The sequence below is a fragment of the Pseudoduganella sp. jia 12 genome (genome assembly GCF_055502675.1).
On the sequence record NZ_JBUXKP010000001.1, the window covers coordinates 106,326 to 125,540 of the forward strand.

Consider the following 19,215-nt stretch of genomic DNA (forward strand, 5'->3'; position numbering starts at 1 on the left):
AGCGCCCGGCGTGCCGGCGTGTCGCATGGGAGTGCCGGCGTACCAAAGCGGCGGCGTGCGCCGCCAGGTTTAGCGGCTCAGGACGGATGTCCTTCCTTGCGCGGCTGCTGGCCGGCGGCGGTTCGCGTGGCGGCCTGGGCAGCCTGCGCGGCCTGGTTGGCCAGGTCCAGGCCGTTGCCCATCGCGGCGCGGGCCTGGCGGGTGGCGCTGTCCACCATGCTGTCCAGCGGGTTGGCCAGCTGGCGCATCGTGTCGTGCTGCTGGCGCAGCGTGCGCTCGGTTTCCTCGGACGTCACGCGCGTGACTTCGTCGGTGAACTCGCGCGCGGCACGGGCCGTTTCATCAGCATGCTCGCCCGCCACGCGAATCAGCCTGGTCTGGCCTTCCGCCGTGATCTTCGACAGTTGTTGCTGGTAAGCCCTGAACCGGTCCGCCACCGGTTGCGCACGCGAGGCCGTGACTGCGAACACCTCGGTCGGCTTGCCCGCCGTGATCACGGCCTGGCTGGTGGAAGCCAGGTCCTCCAGCCACGTCTGGGCCAGTTGCAGGTTCACTTCGTTGATCTGCTGGGCCAACTGGAACACCGAACGGGAAAAGTCGTTGAAGTACGCAACCTGGGCCTGGACGTGGTTCTTGGCAGCGGGCGTAATACTCTGGGAAAAAGGAAACATGGTTGCCTCTTTATAGTAAGTGAGCCAAAAGAATGACCGGAAAATACGGGGTGATCCGGGAATCACACCACCTAATGTGGCGCGAGTGACAAGGCTACGTGTGTTGGAATGAGCAAGCATGATCTCGATCAAACGTGCACGGCTCGACAACGCGAATAGGCGCTATCGTGCGCCGACCGTTCGTGATCGCCGTTATGGTCGAACGCATGCGACCCAGCCGGTTTGAGCGCCCCGTCCCGGCGAATGCGGCGCTTCGGCGTCAAGCTCCTTGCGGCATCGAATTGCGGCATCACGTCATGCGATATCGCGTCGCGCGATATTACGTTGCGCGAAATTACGTTGCGCGATGTTACGTTGCGCGATGTTACGTTGCGCGATATTTCGTTGCGATATCACGTCGCAAGCCGCGCCACGCTGGAACAATCCGGGGCACCGGGGAGTGACCGCAATGAATGCCACCCTGCTGACCGAGATTGCGGGACCGCTGCGCATGGGCGTGATCCTGGCGATCGCGCTGCATGTGCTCGCGCTCGTGCCGCAATTTCGCGCCCGCCACTTCCAGCCTCGTTTCGTGAACACGACCTTGTACGGGCTGGTGCTCGCCGTGGCGCATGGCGCGCTGGTGGCGCTGGCCAGCGATGAACTGGCAGCAGGCGACGCGCACCGCCGTGCCGATACGGCGGCCTGGTGCCTGGCCGCCGCCATGCTGCTGAACCTCGTGGTGGCGGCCCAGAACCTGCTGGCCGTGGTGGCGCTGGTGCGGCTGCACCGTGCCAGCGCCGTGCTGGCGTACAGCATGCGAGGCGCCGTGCGGCCGATGATCTGGGCCAGCGCGGCGCTGGCCGTGGCGGCCTATGCGGCCGCTCACGGCTGGCTGTGACGGTTCTTCAGGAAGTTGCGCAGGTAAGGGGCCGTGCGGCTGTCCGCCGCCGCGGCCACCGCCGCCGGCACGCCCGCGGCCACGATACGGCCGCCCTCCTCGCCGGCGCCCGGGCCGATGTCGATGACCCAGTCGCTGGCCGCCACCACGCGCATGTCGTGTTCGACGGCGATCACCGTGTTGCCGGCATCGACGAGCTTGTGCAGTTGCGCGACCAGCCGTTCCACGTCGGCCGGGTGCAGCCCCGTCGTCGGCTCGTCGAGGACATACAGCATGCTGCCGCGACTCGCGCGCTGCAGCTCCGTGGCCAGCTTGATGCGCTGTGCCTCGCCGCCGGACAGTTCGGTGGCGGGCTGGCCCAGCCGCAGGTAGCCGAGGCCGACGTCGCGCAGCACGTCCAGCGCGCGGCGCAGCGCCGGTTCCTCGGCAAAGAATTCCCAGGCCGCGTCGACCGTCATCGCCAGCACCTCGGCCACGTTGCGGTCGCGGTACGTCACTTCCAGCGTCTTCGCGTTGTAGCGCGCGCCGCCGCACACCGGGCAAGGCGCATACACGCTGGGCAGGAACAGCAGCTCCACCATCACGAAACCTTCGCCCTCGCAATTGTCGCAGCGGCCCTTGGCCACATTGAACGAGAAGCGGCCGGCATCGTAGCGGCGCGATTTCGCCGTCTTCGTTTCGGCGAACAGCTTGCGCACGTGATCGAACAGGCCCGTGTAGGTGGCGAGGTTGGAGCGCGGCGTGCGGCCGATCGGCTTCTGGTCGACGCGCACCAGGCGGCGGATGCCTTCCAGGCCGGCGGTGATCCTGCCCTCGAGGGTGGCCGGGGCCTGCTGTTCCAGCTCGTCGCCTTCCTCCGCTTCGGTTTCCGGTTCATGGCCCAGCGCGCGCACCACCAGGTCGACGAGCACCTGGCTGACGAGGCTCGACTTGCCCGACCCGGAAACGCCCGTCACGGTGCTGAACACGCCGAGCGGGAAATCGCACGACAGCCGGTGCAGGTTGTTGCGCGTGACGCCGGCCAGCTTCAGCCAGCCCTGCGGCGCACGCGGTTCGCGCGCCGCTGGCGCGGATGCGGGAAACAGGTAGCGCCTCGTCTGCGATGCTTCCACGGCCCGCAGGCCGGCGGGGTCGCCGCTGTACAGCACGTGGCCGCCGCCCTCGCCTGCCGCCGGCCCCACGTCCACGAGCCAGTCGGCATGGCGGATCACGTCCAGCGAGTGCTCGACGACGAACAGCGAATTGCCCCCCGCCTTCAGCCGGTCCATTGCGCGCAGCAGCGCCACCGTGTCGGCCGGGTGCAGGCCGGCCGACGGTTCGTCCAGCACGTAGACCACGCCGAACAGGTTCGAGCGCACCTGCGTGGCCAGCCGCAGCCGCTGCAGCTCGCCCGGCGACAGCGTGGGCGTGCCGCGGTCCAGCGCCAGGTATCCCAGGCCCAGGTCCAGCAGCACGTCGAGCCGCGCCATCACGTCCTGCGCGATGCGCTGCGTGACGATCAGTTTTTCCGGGTGCGCGGCCTTTTCCTTCGCGCCCACCTTCGCGGTGCCGTCGGCATACGGCGCCATGGTGCGGGCCAGCCTTTGCAGCGGCAGTTGCGCCAGCTCCGTGATGTCCTGCCCGGCGAACGTGACCGAGAGCGCCTCGGGCCGCAGCCGCCGGCCGCGGCAGGCCGGGCATTCGGTGCTGACCATGTAGCGTGCCACGCGTTTCTTCATCGACGCGCTTTCCGTGTTGGCGAAGGTTTGCAGCACATACTTGCGCGCGCCGGTGAACGTGCCCTGGTAGCTCGGCGTTTCCTTGCGCTTCAGCGCGCGCTTCGTTTCCTCCGGCGTGAGGCCGGCATACACCGGCACGGTGGGCTGCTCGTCGGTGAACAGGATCCAGTCGCGCGTTTTCCTCGGCAGGTCGCGCCACGGCGTATCGACGTCGTAGCCCATCGTGACGAGGATGTCGCGCAGGTTCTGGCCGTGCCATGCCGTGGGCCATGCGGCGACGGCGCGCTCGCGGATCGTCAGCGAATCGTCCGGCACCATCGAGGCTTCGGTGGCTTCGTACACGCGGCCCAGCCCGTGGCATTGCGGGCAGGCGCCTTCCGGCGTGTTCGGCGAGAACGATTCGGCGTACAGCAGTTCCTGGCCGGGCGGATAGTTGCCGGCCCGCGAGTACAGCATGCGCAGGGAGTTCGACAGCGTGGTCACGCTGCCGACCGAGGAGCGCGTGGTGGGCGTGCCGCGCTGCTGCTGCAGGGCGACGGCGGGCGGCAATCCTTCGATCTCGTCCACCTGCGGCACCGGCATCTGGTGGAACAGCCGCCGTGCATACGGCGACACGGATTCGAGATAGCGCCGCTGCGCCTCGGCATACAGCGTGCCGAACGCCAGCGACGACTTGCCGGAGCCGGACACGCCCGTGAACACGACGAGCGCGTCGCGCGGGATCTCCAGGTCGACATTCTTGAGGTTGTGCTCGCGCGCGCCGCGCACCGTGACATGTCCCGCCTTCGCCTTGCCGCTCATTCATCGCCCTCGTCGGACAGGGGCGCGGCCAGGTGCTCGCCGTCGCGCCCCGCGTAATTCACATCGGTGGTAACGCGGTACCACTCGAACGCTTCCGGACCGAGCGCCATCTGCCGCGCCAGCATCTCGGCCTGTTCGCGCGGCAGGTCCGGATCCAGCCACGTGGCCGCATCGGCCGCGCTCAGCACCACCGGGCGCCGGTCGTGCACGTCGACCATGCCGCCCTCGGCATCGGCCGTCACCAGCACGAAGCCGGATTCGGCCTTGTTCTCCGGGTTGCCGTCGCGCAGCGGGCGGAAATCGGCCAGGGCCAGCATGAACAGCGGCTCGCGGTCCTTGCGGTGGATGTGCCAGGGCTGGCGCTTGCCCTTTGCGCCGGTCCATTCATACCAGCCGCTCGCGGGCACCACGGCGCGGCCGCCCTTCATCAGGCGGCTCCAGTAGCTGCTGGTGAGTTTCTCGAGGCGCGCGTTCACGCTGACGGGCAGCTTTTCCGCCGCCCACGAGGCCCGGTAGCCCCAGTGCAGGTCGTCGACATGCAGCTTGCCGTCGACGAGATGCAGCACCGGCCGGTAGGTGCCGGGGGCCGCGTTGAAGGTCGGGCGGGCTTCGCTGTCATAGACGGCGTCGGCCCAGCCGAACGCGGCAACATAGCGCCGCGCGATGTCGTTTTGATCGAATCGTCCACACATGTTGCCATGGTAGCAGCATGACACTCGGCCGCCGCGCACCGCTGCGACTGCGGTCCAGCCCGTGTTGTCGGACTGCAGTCCGACTGCCTGGCACCGGGACACGGGCTCAGCCATTACGATCGGAGCGCGCGGAAGGCCATTCCCTCGCGCGGCTGACGGTCGAGCTCGTGTTGTCGGACTGTAGTCCGACAACACGAACTCAGCTGGTGAATTACTCCGTCCGGCCGGTCATGGTGTCCTTCGGCTGCTCGGTCACTTCGCCCCACACCACATAGTCATCGACCGAATACAGCCTGCACGGTTCGCGGCTGGCGGCCTGGCAGGCGGCCAGGGCGCGTTCGTTCGGCATTTCGCCTTCCTCGGCCCAGCCCCACGCGCCGGACGACGACACGGCGAATGCGCGCGGCGTCTGCTTGGTCAGGAACGCCTTGTACTGCTGGCGCCCCTTTTCGGGCAGGAACGGCACGGCCGCCACGTCGTCGAGCGATGCGTAATTGGTGCGCGGCTGCGGCGCCGGCTCGGCCACGGCATACACCTGATCGGTCGGCATGCCCACCTGGCGCAGGAAGCGTTCCACTTCCGGCAGCCATACCTGCTGGCCGTCGCGGCTGCCCAGCATCGTGTGCGCATCGTGCTTGAACGGGCCGTAGGCCACCAGTTGCACCTTGCCGCCGTTCGCGGCAAACGCGTCGTACATGCGGTTCACCAGCGCGGGGCCGAAATAGCTGTCGTTGGCGCCATACATCCACAGCGTTTCGATGCGGTTCTTGCGGCCGAACTCGGCGAACGCGCCCACCAGCGACTGCTGCCAGTCGCAGCTGCCACCGTGCACCTTCAGGCCGCCGGCGAAGTTCATGATGCCGCGCACGCCCGGCAGGTCCTGCGTGGACAGCGCAACGCTGGCCAGCCCGCCATACGACTGCCCCGCGATGACGATGCGGTCCGGGTCGATGTACGCCTGCTCGCGCGCATAGGCCACCACGTCGGCGATGTCGCCGGCCTGCTGGTAACCGTTGGCCTTCATGTTGCAGCCGAAGTCGGAATACGTGCCGCCCGAGTGCGCGAAGCCCGTGCGCATCGGCACCATCACCGCATAGCCGCGCCGCACGAACTGGGTGGCCATGTAGACGAAACGGTCGCGCGACTGCGCGCGCGGATTGCCCGGCGACTTGCCGTGGTTGATGATCAGCAGCGGGAACGGACCGGCGCCGGCAGGCTTGTACAGCGTGGTCTCGAGCTTCACGTTCATCCGCGGCCCCGCGGGCACCATCACGATCTGCTCGTTCAGGCGCGAATCGAGCGGCAGCTGCTGCGCCCCGGCGGACGGTGCCAGCATGGCACACGACAGTACTGCGGTCAGGACGGCGGCAAGGTTGCGGAGGCGGGACGAAACGGACACGGCAAACTCTCGGAAAATTGGCGTTGGGCAATATCCCGATTCTGGTATCAATCCTCATCCATTGCAATTCAAAAAGATTAATCTAAGCAACTTTTAAGCGTGCTCTATAGCATTTGTTGCTTTATGGAACGCCGAATTGTCATTCACCCTGACGGCCACGCTTCCCCGGCGTTGCAGCCGCCATGCCATTCCTCCAACTCGTTGCCGGACTGCTTACCCTATTCCCCTATTTACGACACCGTCGTCGCCCCTGGCTGGATCAGGCAGGCGTGTGCCACCGGAATTCCAGTAAACTGGTGAGTCTTCATAGGGGGAAACCGGGTGGCGATTTCGGCATTGGGCATCGGCTTGACGGGACTGCAAGCCAATGGCAACGCACTGGGTGTGGCGGCGCATAACACCGCCAACATGAACACCGGTCATTTCGTCCCCCAGTCGGCCACGTTCAACGAAGCGCGGCCGGCCGGCACCGGCGTCACGCTGTCGATCGCGGCGCGCGACCTGTCGGCCGCCGACAATATCGGCGGCGCGCCGTCCGGCACCGACCCGGCCGCGGCGTTCGCGTCGTCGCTGACCAATTCGCTCATGTACAAGGCCGGCTTCGACCTGTCCGCCAAGCTGATCCAGGCAGCCGACGAGCGTCTCGGCACGCTGATCGACATCCGCGCCTGATTCGTGTCCCCCATCCGGGAGATCCGTTACGCCTGTTCAATTCGCGCCGATGTGGCATGATCGCCCGAACTCTTTTCGGACGGACCTGGCATGACGCTTACCGCACCACCCGGTGGACACTCCACTGAACCACTCGGCACACACTTCACCCACTTGATTTCCGATTGCGACGGCGTGCTGATCGACAGCGAAGCCGTGGCCCTGCAAGCCCTCGTCGATTACCTGGCGCCGCTGCATGCGGACCGCGCCGCGCTGGCCGCATTGATCCGCCCGCGCCTCGGGCTGAAGCTCGAGGCGCTCGTGCTGGGGGTGTGCGCCGAGCTGCACCTGCCCGAACCCACGGTGCCCGACCTGGCCGTGATGCGCTCCGTGGTGGAAGGCGAATGCGACCGCAAGGCCCAGCCGATACCGGGCGTGCGCGAAGCCTACGCGGCGATCCCGCTGGCGAAGGCCGTGGCCAGCAACAGCCGCAACGTGCGCGTGCAGGGATTACTGGCGCGCACTGGCCTGGCTTCGCTGTTCGAAGGGGGTATCTATACGGCCGACATCGCCGGCCGCCCGAAGCCCGATCCGGCCGTGTACCTGGCTGCCGCGGCCGGCATGGGTGTTGCCCCGGCACGCTGCCTCGTCATCGAAGACAGCGTTACCGGTGTGCATGCGGCAGTGGCCGCCGGCGCGACCGTGCTGGGTTTCGGCGGCGGCGAGCACAGCCCTCCGGGCCAGGCGCAACTGCTGCGCGACGCGGGCGCCGCGCACGTGTTCGGCGAGATGGCGGAATTGCCGGCACTGGTGGCGCGGCTGTGCGCCACGGCCTGACTTCCCGATAACTTCCTCAGCCCGGGCCGCCCATCGTCGGCTCGCCGACACCCTGCAGCAAGCCTTCGATCGCATGCCCTTGCACGATCGGCTCGAGCCGGTCCACGACGCGGCATGCCAGGTGGCGGCGCACGTGTTCCGGCAGGCTGTCCCAGTAACCGTGCGTGACTTGCAGGTCGTGCTTGTCGGCGTTCGTGCCGTCCGGCGCATCCACGCCGAGCACGAACACGGGCCGCGATTTATTGGAATGGTTGGCCGTGCCGCGGTGGATCGTCAACGCCGAGCGTGCCGAGATGTCGCCCATCTGCGCCAGCTTGCGCTGCGCGCGCGCCTCGTAGCGCGGCCACAGGTCCTGGGCCGGGAACATGTGGTGGCCACCGGCCAGGTCGTCCCACTGGGTGCCGGGGGCGATCTCGAAGGGGCCCATGTCCTCGGTCACGTCGACCGTGGTGATGTTGAAGGCCAGCGAGTTCAGGCGGCGCCCCCGCAGCGTGGCTTCCGGACTCGCGAAATCGCGGTGCCATGGCTGGTGCAGGGCGCCGGGCCCGGGCACGTCGAAGCCGGCTTCGACGATTTTATAGTCCGGTCCGAGAATCGCCTCGCACACCGCCACCACCCATGGGTGCGCGATGATGTCGCCGAAACCGCGCAGCCGTTCCGGATGGATCTCGACGTAGAAGCGGTTCGGCCCGCGGGGCAGCGCGCCGCCGGGCTGGCGCTGCGCTTCGGCGAACAGCGCATCGATATCCTCGCGCAGGCGCTGTACCCAGTCGCGTGAAAAAGCGCCCTTCAGCGCCGTGAAACCGTCGCCGTACAGCGCGCCCATGATCTGCGCCACGTCGTAGCCGGAACTGCGAATGCCGCTCATGCCTGCCTTCTCGATGCTGCTCTCGTTCCTGATCTCTTCCATGGTGTCCTCCCTTGCCGTCATTGTAGGCAAAACCGTTGGCGGGCGCGGCACGGCTGGCCGTGACGGATATGTGCGCGCGCGAACAGCGAAGCGCCCGCGCGGCCCTTACGATGAGCCGCAAACGAATCAGAAACAACGGCTTGGGAGGAGCAACCATGACGATCGGACGGCAAAAGGATGATGCCAGCGTACCGACCGAGGAACAGGCCGGCGGCCAGGTCATCGGCAAGCTGGCCTGCGGCGAACTGGAAGGCAACGCGGTATCGACGCTCGGCAATCCCGGTGTGCGGCACTGGCAGGCCACTTACCTCGACAAGCCGGACCTGGGCGAGCGCGGCAATATCTTCTTTGCCGCCGTCGAGATGACGCGGATGCCGATGCTGATCACCGATCCGAACCAGCCGGACGATCCCATCGTGTTCGTCAACGGCGCCCTCCTCGACCTGACCCAGTACCAGGAATCGGAGTTATTGGGCCGCAATTGCCGCATGCTGCAGGGTCCGGATACCGATCCGGCTACCGTGGCCGAGGTGCGCGAGGCACTGCGCGAACAGCGCGCCGTGGCCGTCGACATCCTGAACTACAAGGCCGACGGCACGCCGTTCTGGAACGCGCTGTTCATCGGACCGATTTTCGACAAGGCCGGCAAGCTGCAGTATTACTTTGCATCGCAGATGGACATCACGCAGCGGCGCATCCACGAACAATCGTACCTGCAGGCGCAGAAGATGGAGGCGATCGGCCAGCTGACGGCCGGGCTGGCGCACGATTTCAACAACCTGCTGCAGGTCGTCAACGGCAACCTCGAGCTGGCCCAGCGCCTGATCGACGCCAAGCCCCAGGCACTGCAGGCGATCGGCCGCGCCCAGCGCGCCGCCATGAAAGGCGGCGCGCTGACGCAGCAGTTGCTGACCTTCGCCCGCAAGCAGCGCCTCGAGCCGCGCCGCATCAACCTCAATGCCCTGGTGCTGGAATTTGCCGAGATGCTGGTGCGCACGCTCGGACAGGAAGTGCAGCTGCAGCTCGACCTGCGGCCCGGCCTGCCGCCATGCGTGCTGGATCCCACCCACCTGGAGATGGCGCTCCTGAACGTGCTGATCAACGCACGCGATGCGCTAAGCGGCCGTGGCGAAGTCACGGTCGGCACGTCGGTGCTCACCGATGCGCGGCGCCTGGCCATCCATCACCTGCCGCCGGGCCAGTACGTGGTGATCTGCGTGGTCGACAAGGGCGCGGGCATGACGCCGGAAGTGCTGCGCCGCGCCACCGAGCCTTTCTTTACCACCAAGGGGCCGGGCACGGGCCTGGGCCTGGCGATGGTGCACGGTTTCGTGCAGCAGTCGCATGGCCGGCTCGATATCGAGAGCAAGCCGGGCCGTGGCACCACCGTCCGGATGATCTTCCCGGTCGCCGACCAGGCTGCAACCGTGCACGCGTCCGCGACCGACACCCCCACCGGCACCGGCAGCGACAAGCAAACGATCCTGCTGGTGGAAGACAACGAAGACGTGCGTCAGCTGGGCCAGACGATGCTGGAAGCGCATGGTTATGCGGTCTTGACGGCGGCGAGCGGCGAGGAAGCCCTGCAGTTGCTGGATGAGCATGATGAGGTCGGCCTGCTGTTTTCCGACGTGATCATGCCCGGCGGGATGACAGGTGTACAACTGGCCGAGGAAGTGCGGCGGCGCCAGCCCGGCCTGCCGATCCTGCTGGCCACCGGCTACATGGAACAGCTGCCGGATGCGCGCAGTCCCGCGTTTCCGGTGCTGCCGAAACCCTACAAGGTCAGTGAACTGCTCGATCGCATCACCGATGCGCTGGCCGGCCAGGGCGCGCGGCCGCACCCGGCCAGCGTCTGAGCCGTGGTTTCACGGGGCGTTCAGGGCACGAGCGTGGGGCGGATGCCCAGGCAATCGGTATCGACCACCCACATCGGCCGCGCCCCGTGCGCGGTGCGCGGGGTGCGCATCACATAGTCGAAGCAGCGGTGCCGGTCCAGCAGGCCGATCGCCGGCGGCAGCAGGGCCAGCACGCGCATCCGCGCGCAGCCGGGAATCGTGCGCAGCGCCCGCGCCAGCTGGAATCCGTCGAGATAGCGCAGGTCCAGGCCCAGCACTGCGGCGGTCGGGAAAAAGGCGCGCGCCTTGTCGAGCGCGGCCACGCCATCGAACGCGGTCCGCACGGAAAACCCGGCGGTGCCGAATGTGCTGGCCAGCGCCTCGGCCAGCGCATGGTCGGCGCTGGCGACCAGCACGCGGTCTCCCGGCCTGAACGGCGTGATCAACGAAGCAGTCGTCATTCTTTTCCCTCCTCTGCCAGACTGATTCTGGCACGCGCGGCTTTTACGGCTGTAGGCACACGCCTCGTACCCACGTCGGATCAGGCCGAACCGCCTGCGTAGCGCGCCCTTTCAACGGATCGCGCTATGCTAGGTGGTTCCACAGCTCCGCGAGGCCGCATGATGAGTAATCTACAGCGGGACGACGCAGGCCGGTTGTTCGAACTGCCGGGCGGAGCGCCATTCGAGTCCTTTGGTCCATACGGGCCCTGCGGGCCATGCACCCGCGAGGCCAGGCTGCCCTTCCGCGACCGGGCCCAGGCGGCCGAACTGCTGGGCGAATACCTGCTGCGCTGGCGCGGCTGCAAACCCCTCGTGCTGGCGATCCCGCGCGGCGCCGTGCCGATGGGCCGCATCGTTGCCGACCGCATCGAAGGCGAGCTCGATGTGGTCATGGTGCGCAAGATCCCTTCCGCGATCGATCCGGAGCTGGCCGTGGGCGCCGTGGACGAACACGGCACGGTGGAGCTGGCGCCCTATTTCCATCGCACTCGCACCGGCATGGAATGGGTCACGCTACAGGTGCGCGAACAGGTGGCGCTCATGCGGCGCCGCCGCGCCGCCTACGGCCCGTCGGCGGACGTGCGCGACCGTATCGTGATCGTCGTCGACGATGGCCTGGCCACCGGGTCGACGATGGCCGCAGCGTTGCGCGTGCTGCGTGCGCGCCAGCCGCGCCGGCTGATCGCCTGCGTGCCCGTCGCCTCGCGCGAAGCCGTCGACCTGATCACGCCGCTGTGCGACGATGTGACCGTGCTGGCCACGCCGCTCAATTTCATTTCCGTCAGCCGGCATTTCGAGGTCTTCCCGCAAGTTGAGGAAGCGGAAGTGATCCGCTTGCTGGACAGGGTAGCCTGACAGCGATTGCAAAAGGGTTTGCAACAGGGTTTGCAAAGGGTTCACAACAGGGTTGCCCGGACGCGAGTCCGCACGGTCGAGCCCATATCAGGCCAGCGCCGTATCGAGCACCATCATCACGATGAAGCCGACCACCACCGAGCACGAGGCGCTTTTCGCGTGGCCGTTGCGGTGCGCTTCGGGGATCACGTCATGGCTGATCACGAACAGCATCGCGCCGGCCGCCAGCGCCAGGCCCCAGGGCAGCATCCACCGCGCATAGTCGATCAGCACGGCACCGCCAACGGCCGCCACCGGTTCGATCAGCCCGGAAGCCACGCCCAGCGCACATGAGAACAGCCGGCCATAGCCGACCGTGCGCAGCGCCATCGCCACCACCAGGCCTTCCGGCACGTCCTGGATCGAGATGCCGGTCGCCAGGCTGTGCGCCTTGGTCACGTCCACGCCGGCATAGGCGACGCCTATCGCCAGCCCTTCCGGCAAGTTATGGATCGCCACGGCGGCCACGAACAGCCATGCCCGCTTGAGCGAATCGCGCCGTAACGCCCCATCCTTGCCGGCATCCACGCCTTCGAGGATGTTCTGTTCGCGGACCAGGCGGTCCAGCAGCAGCACGAGCCCCATGCCGAGCAGGATGCCGCCGCCGGCGATCGAACTGGCTTCGAGCGCACCCGCACCCTGGCTCCTGGCCGCCGCGATCGACGGCATCACGAGCGAGAATGCAGTGGCGGCCAGCATCACGCCGGCGCCGAACCCCAGGAAAGCATCATAGGTGCGTTGCGAGAAATTCTGCGACAGCAGCACCGGCAAGGTGCCGAGTGCCGTTGCCAGGGCGGCCGTGGCGCCGCCCATCAGTGCGCCATGCACGCTGGCGTCGAACGCCTGCACGCCGCTGACGATCTCCTGCATCAGTGCCAGCGCTCCGCCGAGGCAGATCGCGGCACCGAGCGCATAGCGCCAGACGGGGAAGACGCGCGCCAGCGGCATGTCAGGCTCCGGTCTTGGGGGCGGAGCCGTCCGGCGTGGACGGCACCGAGCCGCCCGTCGCCGAGGCGGAATCGATCTGGCCCGGATCGGCCATCATGCCCAGTTCGGCACCGGTCAGCGGATCGACACCCGGGTCGGACATCGTGCGCGCGGCCATCGCGTTGAGCAGTTCGGCGTCGCCCGCATCGAGCGTCACCGTGGCATCGCCGCCACCGCCGTCCACGTCCATCTGCTGGTCGCGGTCGGAAACGACCTGCCATTTCTCGCCGCTGTTCCACGGGCCGTTCAGTTCCGGGCCGCCCTGCGACATGTTGTAGTACACGCTGGCGAATTCCGGACGGCCGGCTGTTTTGCCCGGCGGGAAGTTCGGCTGGATCGCATACAGCGCCTTTTCGAACGACTTCTGGTGGGCGATCTCGCGCGTCATCAGGAAGCCCAGCGCTTCGCGCACGCCCGGGTCGGGGGTCAGCGCGATGAGGCGCTCGTAGACGATCTTGGCGCGCGCCTCGGCGGCGATGTTCGAGCGCAGGTCGGCGGTCGGCTCGCTGATCGAGTCGATATAGGCGGCAGTCCAGGGCACGCCGGCCGAGTTGGTCAGCGGGGCACCCGCGCCATACAGCACCTGCGTGATGTGGCTGTCGTTGCCGGCGCCGGTGATGCGGCGGTACATCTCGCCTTCTTCATCGACGGCCTCGGACAGGCGGCCCTTGGCACCCTTGTTCAGCATACAGACGATATTACCGATCACTTCGAGGTGGCTGAGCTCTTCGGTCGCAATGTCGAACAGCATGTCCTTGCGGCCTGGATCGTCCTCGGCAACGGCTTGCGTGAAGTAGCGCATGGCCGCCGCGAGTTCGCCCTGCGGGCCGCCGAATTGCTCCAGCATCAGGTTTGCCAGGCCAGGATTCGGTTCGCTGACCCGTACGGTGTATTGCAAACGCTTGTTATGTGCAAACATTACTCCCTCCTAATCGGTTCATGGATGCCGGTACAGTACGGCCAGGGCATTACTGCCGAGGCCGCACAACACCGGCATGCACATCATGAACGTTTAGAAAAAGTGCAAGTATAGGAACGCGGCGGCAGGGGTTGTAGGACAACGCCCGACCGATTTGCAACACCCCATCGGCCAGCCGCACCGGCCTGAATCGTGGCCGCATCATTCGACACGGTCGGGCTGGCCGGCATGCTGCGCCGTCCCTTCCGCCGTCAATACGCGCCGCAACACTTCGCCGTCGTGCTGCGCGCGGGCAGCGCCTTCCAGGTGCTCGGCGGCAGCTTGCGCATAGCCGGCGGCGATCGCGCTGTCGGCCATCTGGCGCAGCAGCTTTTCCTTTTCCTGCAGCGCCCGCATGGCCGACCACAGCGCCTCCTCGACGGCCGTGCCCTGCTCCTCGCACAGGTGTCGCTGGGTGAACGCATGGCCCGTGTGGCAGCGATAGCGCTTCGGCACCACGCCGTGCATTTCCCACAGCGAGCCATGGCATTCCGGGCACGTGAACGTGGACGGCGAAGCAATGCGTGACAATGCCTCCATGCTGCTGTCCTCCAGCACAAAACGGTTTTCCAGCCGCACCCATTCCGGTACCTCGCGCGGCCCGTTGCGGTCGGCGGCCAGGTTGGCGTCGACCATCTGCTCGAGCGCATGGCCGATGTCGGCCAGGCGCAGCACGCGGTCCACGTCGACATTGCGGAGCGCGCTTTCCGGCATGTCCGGCGCGAGCGCCTCCTCGGGCAGCTGCACGATGGCCTTGCCGCCGCAGGCCTTGATGGCCTGCAGGCCGGCGGTGCCATCGTCGAGCATGCCGGTGAGGATCACGCCGATGGCGCGCGGCCCGAACGCGGCGGCGGCCGACCGGAACAGCGGGTCGATGGCCGGCCGGGTGTGATTTTCCCGCGCGCCGCGCGACAGCACCGCACGGCACACGCGGCCGCCGTCGGCCTTGTCCCGCACGACCATCAGGTGGACGTTAGGCGGCGCGACGAGGATCCGGCCCGGCTGGATCACGTCGCCGTCGTGCGCGTGGCGCACCGGCAGCCGCGTGGCGCCGGCCAGCAGCGACGGCAGGATGCTGTCGCGATCCCCCACGTGCATGACGACAAGGACAGCGGCCGCGAAGTTCTTCGGCAGGGCGGCGACGAGCATTCGCAAAGCTTCGACGCCGCCGGTGGAGGTTCCGATCACGACCGCGTCATTGGCGGCAAAAATAGGAGATTGGGTCATCGTATCAGCATGCCCACAGGCGCTTTGTCGGTCAGTACGCTGGGACACACAGCGCTCTCCTCCGTCCCGTTCTATTTGCGTGGCAACAGCCGGTCAACACGCTCGCTCAGCAGCTCCAGCGTGACCGGCTTGGTCATGAAATCGGAGAACCCGGCGTCGCGCGCGTGCCGGATGTCCTGCTCGCGGGCCAGCCCGCTCAGCGCGATCGACGGCAGTTCCCGCAAGGCCGGGTCGGCACGCACCGCGCGCATGAACTCGAAGCCGTCCATGTCGGGCATCGACAGGTCGGAAATCACCAGGTCGATCTCGTGCTCGCGCAACAGTTCCAGCGCGCGGCGGGCGCGCGTTGCCACCAGCACCTCGGCACCCTCCAGTTCCAGCAGCGCCTGGAAGGTTTCGGCCGTTTCCTCGGTGTCGTCGAGGATCAGCACGCGACGGCCGGCCAGCGCGCCATCGCTGCCGGCCACGCCACCCGTTTCCTCCGGATGCAGTTCCGACACCAGCGGCAGGCGCACCGTGAAACGGCTGCCCTTGCCCGGCCCGTCGGACGCGGCTTCCACGCTGCCGCCGTGCAGTTCCACGAGCTGGCGCACCAGGGCCAGGCCGATGCCCAGGCCGGCCTTGGTGCGCATGGCCTGCGCGCCGCCCTGGCGGTACATGCGGAACATGTCGGGCAGGTGCGCCGGGTCGATGCCGGCGCCATTGTCTTCCACGTCCACGCGCGCCATGCCGTCCTCGCGCGTCAGCCGCAGCGCCACGGTGCCGCCCGCCGGCGTGAATTTCACCGCGTTGCTGAGCAGGTTCAGCAGCACCTGTTCGATGCGCACCGGATCCACCGACACCATCAGCGGCTGTTCATAGGGTTCGAAGCGCAGCGTGAGCCCCTCCACCACGGGGTCGGCGCGCATCACGTCGATGAGGCGGGCGGCAATGTCGGCCATGTCGACATCGCGGCAGGCCAGCGCCAGCTTGCCCGTGGACACGCGCGACATGTCCATCAGGTCTTCGATGATCTTGGCCTGGCTGGCCACGGAATTGCGGATGATGGACGCAGCCCGCAGCGCCGGCGGCGATTGCCGCACGGCGGGCAGCCGCGACAGCAGTTCCACGTTGATGTAGATGAGGTTCAGCGGATGGCGCAGCTCGTGCGACATCACGGCCAGGAATTCATCCTTCATGGCGCTGATGCTCTCGGCCTGCGTGCGGCCGGCCTGCTCGGTCGTGAGCGCGGCCTCGCGCCGGTTTTCCTGCTGCGCGCGGGATGTCTGGTCGCGCGCGATCTTGGCAAAGCCGTGGAAGTTGCCGCGCTGCAGCGGCGTGGTGATACCGCTGCAGTAGAAACGCGAACCGTCCTTGCGCAGGTGCCAGCGTTCGTCCTCGGCGCGGCCTTCCTCGGCGGCGCGGCGGCGTTCACCTTCCGGCGCGCCGACTGCCCGGTCTTCCGGCGTGAAGATGATGTCCAGGCTCTTGCCCAGCATCTCCTGCTCGCTCCAGCCGAAATTGCGCTCGGCGCCCTTGTTCCAGCCCGTGACGAAGCCGTCGGCATCCACGGCGATGATGGCGAAATCGTTGGTGCTCTCGGCCACCAGGCGCATCCACATCTCGCCGCTGCGCACCTGCTCCTCGGCCTCGCGGCGGCCGGTGATGTCGAAGAACGTCATCACGGCGCCCTCGATCTTGTCCTCGGTGGTGCGGTAGGGCAGCAGGCGCACGATGTAGTAGCGGCCCTCGTTGCTGCGCACCTCGCGCTCGACGGGGCGCAGCGTTTCAAAGGTGGACGACACGTCGCCGGCCAGCTGGTCGTAGTCGAGCCGGTGCGTGATGTCGAGCAGCGAGCGGCCGATGTCGGTGGGGATGATCGAGAAGATGTCGGCCGCGCGCGGCGTGAAGCGCTTGATGCGCATGGCCCGGTCGACAAAGATGGTGGCGATGTCGGTGGAGGCGATCAGGTTGTTCAGGTCGTCGTTGGCCTTGCCCGTTTCCTCGACCTTCACCTTCAGCTCGTAGTTGACGGTGATGAGCTCCTCGTTGACCGACTGCAGTTCTTCCTTCGAGGTTTCCAGTTCCTCGGTGGCCGAGCGCAGTTCCTCGTTGATGGCCTGCAGTTCCTCGTTCGATGCGCGCAGTTCCTCGTTGGAAACCTCGGCATGCTCGATGGTTTCCTGCAGTTTTTCCTTGCTGCGCTGCAGTTCGGCCTCGAGCTGGTTCAGCACCAGGTCCTTGTGTTGTGCAAGCACCTCGATCGTGTCGCCGTTCGGCGACTGGGCGGTTTCCTCGAATTGCACGAGGGCGAATTCCATGTTGGCCAGCTCGTCGTTGAACGGCCGCACGACGATGTTGACGAACCAGGCCTTGTCGTCGCGCTTGACGAGCACACGCTGGGCCTCGACGCTCTTGCCGGACTGCTGGGCCTGGAACAGCGCCGTGCGCAGTTCCAGACGCAGGTCCGGCAGCACCAGGGCGAGCGCATTGCGCGACGGCTCGCCGCCCACGTGGCGCAGGAAGCGGCCGGCGGAATCGGACATGTGGACGATGTTCGATTCGCGGTCCACCACCAGGCTGGGCGGGGCGAACCGCGACAGCGCGCGCTGGTGCACTTCCGAGTACGAGAACTGGCGGCGCACGGCGCCCCCCACGTGGACGTGCTCCGGCACGCGGGTGACGGGCGCGCTCGACAGCGCCGGCACGTAGCGCGCCGCGCGCGACAGCGGGCGGGCCCGGTAGATGCGGTTCTTCTTGTCGAACGGCACGAAGAATTCCGCTGCCGCGTCGGCCGATTCGGACGAACCGAGGAACAGGAAGCCATCGGGCTTGAGCGCCGAGTGGAACATCTCCATCACGCGCAACTGCACGTCACGGTTCAGGTAGATCAGCAGGTTGCGGCACGAGATCATGTCCAGCTTGGAGAACGGCGGATCGCGCAGCAGGTTGTGCGAGGCGAACAGGATACGGTCGCGGATCGTCTTGCGGATGCGGAAGCGATCGTCTTCCTTCGTGAAGAACTGGCGCAGCCGCGTGGGCGGCACGTCCATCACGATCGATGCCGGATAGATGCCGGCCCGAGCCGTGCTGATCGCGTGCTCGTCGATGTCCGACGCGAACACCTGGATTTCCGGCGGCCGGTCCAGCTGCGAGGCCTGGTCGGCCAGCAGCATGGTGACCGAATACGCTTCCTGGCCGGTCGCGCAGGCCGCCACCCAGACACGCACCTGCTCGCCGCGCACCTTGTCGCGGAACAGGTCCGGGATCACGTTGCGCTCGAGTTCCTCGAACGCCTCGCGGTCGCGGAAGAAGTTCGTCACGCCGATGAGCATGTCGTTCAGCAGCGCCTTGAATTCGCCGGGCTCGCGTTCGAGCAGCTGGGCGTAATCGGGCAGCGTCGACACGGCTTTCACCTGCAGCCGGCGCTCGATGCGGCGCAGCACGGTGGCGCGCTTGTAATGGCGGAAGTCGTGGCCCGTGTGCGCGCACAGCATGCTGATCACGCTCTGCAGCGCTTCTTCGTCGTCGATCTCTTCTTCTTCCGGCACCGGGCCGATCGCACCGTCGCCATCGCCGGGCGGCGGCAAGTGGATCTGGCGGGCGTTTTCCCACAGTTCGACCAGCTTGCGGCCCATGCCGGCGGCGGGCAGCACGAAGTCGATCATGCCGGTATTGATCGCCGCCTGGGGCATGCCTTCGTGCTCGGCATCGGACGGCTCCTGCGCCAGCGTGATGCCGCCCTGCTCCTTGACGCGCTCGATGCCGACGGCGCCATCGGAGCCGGTGCCCGACAGCACGATCGCAAAGGCCCGTTCGCGGTGCGCCGCCGCCAGCGTGCGGAAGAACACGTCGATCGCGATGTGAAAGCCGGGGCTGCGCTTCAGTTCCGAAACGCTGAGGCTGCCGTCATCCATCGACAGCTGCTGGTTCGGCGCGATCACGTACACGTGGTCGGGCTTGAGGGCCGTGCGTTCGGTGACCTGGAGGACGGGCATCTGCGTGGCCCGCTGCAGCACGTTGTCCGCCGAGCTCTGGTGCTTCGGCGACAGGTGCAGGATCACCACGAAGGCCATGCCGCTGTCGCGCGGCACGTGTGCGAAGAACTGCAGCAGCGCCGGCAGCCCGCCAGCCGAGGCGCCCAACCCGACGACGGGAAAACGCAGGTGGCTGGGGGCGACGTTCAGGTCGGCGTTTTCCGCCTCGGGCTTACCGGATTGCGACATGTGGAATCGGTGTGGTCTACAGAGCACTGAAGTCTACTCCATTC

The 19,215-nt window shown here is 67.2% G+C and carries 15 protein-coding genes; 5 read left to right on the forward strand and 10 right to left on the reverse strand.

From position 1 onward, the window contains the following. Positions 1–77: 77 nt before the first annotated feature. On the reverse strand, positions 78–671 hold the full coding sequence (locus tag ACY65G_RS00480) for a phasin family protein (RefSeq protein ID WP_464995415.1): 594 nt from the start codon (positions 669–671) through the stop codon (positions 78–80). 448 nt (positions 672–1,119) lie between these two features. Between ACY65G_RS00480 and ACY65G_RS00485 the strand changes: the two genes are divergently transcribed. Next, complete coding sequence (locus ACY65G_RS00485; protein WP_464995416.1) at positions 1,120–1,551, forward strand: hypothetical protein; 432 nt, start codon at positions 1,120–1,122, stop codon at positions 1,549–1,551. Here the strand turns inward: ACY65G_RS00485 and ACY65G_RS00490 are convergent. The 3 genes from ACY65G_RS00490 to ACY65G_RS00500 all read right to left on the reverse strand — a co-directional run bounded on the left by ACY65G_RS00490 (position 1,536) and on the right by ACY65G_RS00500 (position 6,161). Next, positions 1,536–4,070: an excinuclease ABC subunit UvrA gene (locus ACY65G_RS00490; RefSeq protein ID WP_464995417.1), complete on the reverse strand. Its 2,535-nt coding sequence runs from the start codon at positions 4,068–4,070 to the stop codon at positions 1,536–1,538. The genes ACY65G_RS00485 and ACY65G_RS00490 overlap by 16 nt on opposite strands. Next, the gene (locus tag ACY65G_RS00495; protein ID WP_464995418.1) at positions 4,067–4,762 is read right to left on the reverse strand and encodes an SOS response-associated peptidase; all 696 of its coding nucleotides are present in this window, start codon (positions 4,760–4,762) and stop codon (positions 4,067–4,069) included. Before ACY65G_RS00495 ends, ACY65G_RS00490 begins: the two co-directional genes overlap by 4 nt. A gap of 211 nt (positions 4,763–4,973) precedes the next feature. Beyond that, positions 4,974–6,161, reverse strand: coding sequence for an alpha/beta hydrolase family protein (locus tag ACY65G_RS00500; protein WP_464995419.1), 1,188 nt, complete (start codon positions 6,159–6,161; stop codon positions 4,974–4,976). 348 nt (positions 6,162–6,509) lie between these two features. Between ACY65G_RS00500 and ACY65G_RS00505 the strand changes: the two genes are divergently transcribed. Together ACY65G_RS00505 and ACY65G_RS00510 are read left to right on the forward strand one after the other, a co-directional pair. Next, on the forward strand, positions 6,510–6,833 hold the full coding sequence (locus tag ACY65G_RS00505) for a hypothetical protein (RefSeq protein ID WP_464995420.1): 324 nt from the start codon (positions 6,510–6,512) through the stop codon (positions 6,831–6,833). A gap of 90 nt (positions 6,834–6,923) precedes the next feature. Continuing rightward, positions 6,924–7,649, forward strand: coding sequence for an HAD-IA family hydrolase (locus tag ACY65G_RS00510; protein ID WP_464995421.1), 726 nt, complete (start codon positions 6,924–6,926; stop codon positions 7,647–7,649). 16 nt (positions 7,650–7,665) lie between these two features. On the opposite strand, the gene ACY65G_RS00515 is transcribed toward ACY65G_RS00510, so the two are convergent. Continuing rightward, the gene (locus tag ACY65G_RS00515) at positions 7,666–8,559 is read right to left on the reverse strand and encodes a phytanoyl-CoA dioxygenase family protein (RefSeq protein WP_464995422.1); all 894 of its coding nucleotides are present in this window, start codon (positions 8,557–8,559) and stop codon (positions 7,666–7,668) included. 155 nt (positions 8,560–8,714) lie between these two features. Between ACY65G_RS00515 and ACY65G_RS00520 the strand changes: the two genes are divergently transcribed. After that, positions 8,715–10,418 (forward strand): histidine kinase famiy protein, encoded by a 1,704-nt coding sequence (locus tag ACY65G_RS00520; protein ID WP_464995423.1) that lies wholly within the window; start codon positions 8,715–8,717, stop codon positions 10,416–10,418. Positions 10,419–10,438: 20 nt separating this feature from the next. Here the strand turns inward: ACY65G_RS00520 and ACY65G_RS00525 are convergent, their stop codons facing one another. Next, positions 10,439–10,858 (reverse strand): response regulator transcription factor, encoded by a 420-nt coding sequence (locus ACY65G_RS00525; protein WP_464995424.1) that lies wholly within the window; start codon positions 10,856–10,858, stop codon positions 10,439–10,441. 159 nt (positions 10,859–11,017) lie between these two features. Here ACY65G_RS00525 and ACY65G_RS00530 point away from each other — a divergent pair, with 159 nt between their 5' ends. Continuing rightward, a complete protein-coding gene (locus ACY65G_RS00530) occupies positions 11,018–11,755 on the forward strand; it encodes a phosphoribosyltransferase (RefSeq protein WP_464995425.1) in 738 nt (245 codons plus the stop codon). 87 nt (positions 11,756–11,842) lie between these two features. Here ACY65G_RS00530 and ACY65G_RS00535 read toward each other — a convergent pair whose 3' ends face one another. The 4 genes from ACY65G_RS00535 to ACY65G_RS00550 form a co-directional block, all read right to left on the reverse strand. Next, positions 11,843–12,742 (reverse strand): ZIP family metal transporter, encoded by a 900-nt coding sequence (locus tag ACY65G_RS00535; RefSeq protein ID WP_464995426.1) that lies wholly within the window; start codon positions 12,740–12,742, stop codon positions 11,843–11,845. Between the two features lies 1 nt (position 12,743). Further along, positions 12,744–13,700: a manganese catalase family protein gene (locus ACY65G_RS00540; protein ID WP_130188678.1), complete on the reverse strand. Its 957-nt coding sequence runs from the start codon at positions 13,698–13,700 to the stop codon at positions 12,744–12,746. A 201-nt stretch (positions 13,701–13,901) separates the two neighbouring features. Beyond that, positions 13,902–14,966 (reverse strand): chemotaxis protein CheB, encoded by a 1,065-nt coding sequence (locus ACY65G_RS00545; RefSeq protein ID WP_464995427.1) that lies wholly within the window; start codon positions 14,964–14,966, stop codon positions 13,902–13,904. A gap of 71 nt (positions 14,967–15,037) precedes the next feature. After that, positions 15,038–19,171, reverse strand: a complete 4,134-nt coding sequence (locus tag ACY65G_RS00550; protein ID WP_464995428.1) for a CheR family methyltransferase — start codon at positions 19,169–19,171, stop codon at positions 15,038–15,040. Between the last annotated feature and the right edge of the window lie 44 nt (positions 19,172–19,215).

Coding starts and splice junctions, on each gene's coding strand:
- ACY65G_RS00490 (WP_464995417.1), bottom strand. CDS start 4,070: ATGAGCGGCAAGGCGAAGGCGGGACATGTCACGGTGCGCGGCGCGCGC.
- ACY65G_RS00545 (WP_464995427.1), bottom strand. CDS start 14,966: ATGACCCAATCTCCTATTTTTGCCGCCAATGACGCGGTCGTGATCGGA.
- ACY65G_RS00515 (WP_464995422.1), bottom strand. CDS start 8,559: ATGGAAGAGATCAGGAACGAGAGCAGCATCGAGAAGGCAGGCATGAGC.
- ACY65G_RS00485 (WP_464995416.1), top strand. CDS start 1,120: ATGAATGCCACCCTGCTGACCGAGATTGCGGGACCGCTGCGCATGGGC.
- ACY65G_RS00510 (WP_464995421.1), top strand. CDS start 6,924: ATGACGCTTACCGCACCACCCGGTGGACACTCCACTGAACCACTCGGC.
- ACY65G_RS00480 (WP_464995415.1), bottom strand. CDS start 671: ATGTTTCCTTTTTCCCAGAGTATTACGCCCGCTGCCAAGAACCACGTC.
- ACY65G_RS00495 (WP_464995418.1), bottom strand. CDS start 4,762: ATGTGTGGACGATTCGATCAAAACGACATCGCGCGGCGCTATGTTGCC.
- ACY65G_RS00530 (WP_464995425.1), top strand. CDS start 11,018: ATGATGAGTAATCTACAGCGGGACGACGCAGGCCGGTTGTTCGAACTG.
- ACY65G_RS00525 (WP_464995424.1), bottom strand. CDS start 10,858: ATGACGACTGCTTCGTTGATCACGCCGTTCAGGCCGGGAGACCGCGTG.
- ACY65G_RS00520 (WP_464995423.1), top strand. CDS start 8,715: ATGACGATCGGACGGCAAAAGGATGATGCCAGCGTACCGACCGAGGAA.
- ACY65G_RS00550 (WP_464995428.1), bottom strand. CDS start 19,171: ATGTCGCAATCCGGTAAGCCCGAGGCGGAAAACGCCGACCTGAACGTC.
- ACY65G_RS00535 (WP_464995426.1), bottom strand. CDS start 12,742: ATGCCGCTGGCGCGCGTCTTCCCCGTCTGGCGCTATGCGCTCGGTGCC.
- ACY65G_RS00540 (WP_130188678.1), bottom strand. CDS start 13,700: ATGTTTGCACATAACAAGCGTTTGCAATACACCGTACGGGTCAGCGAA.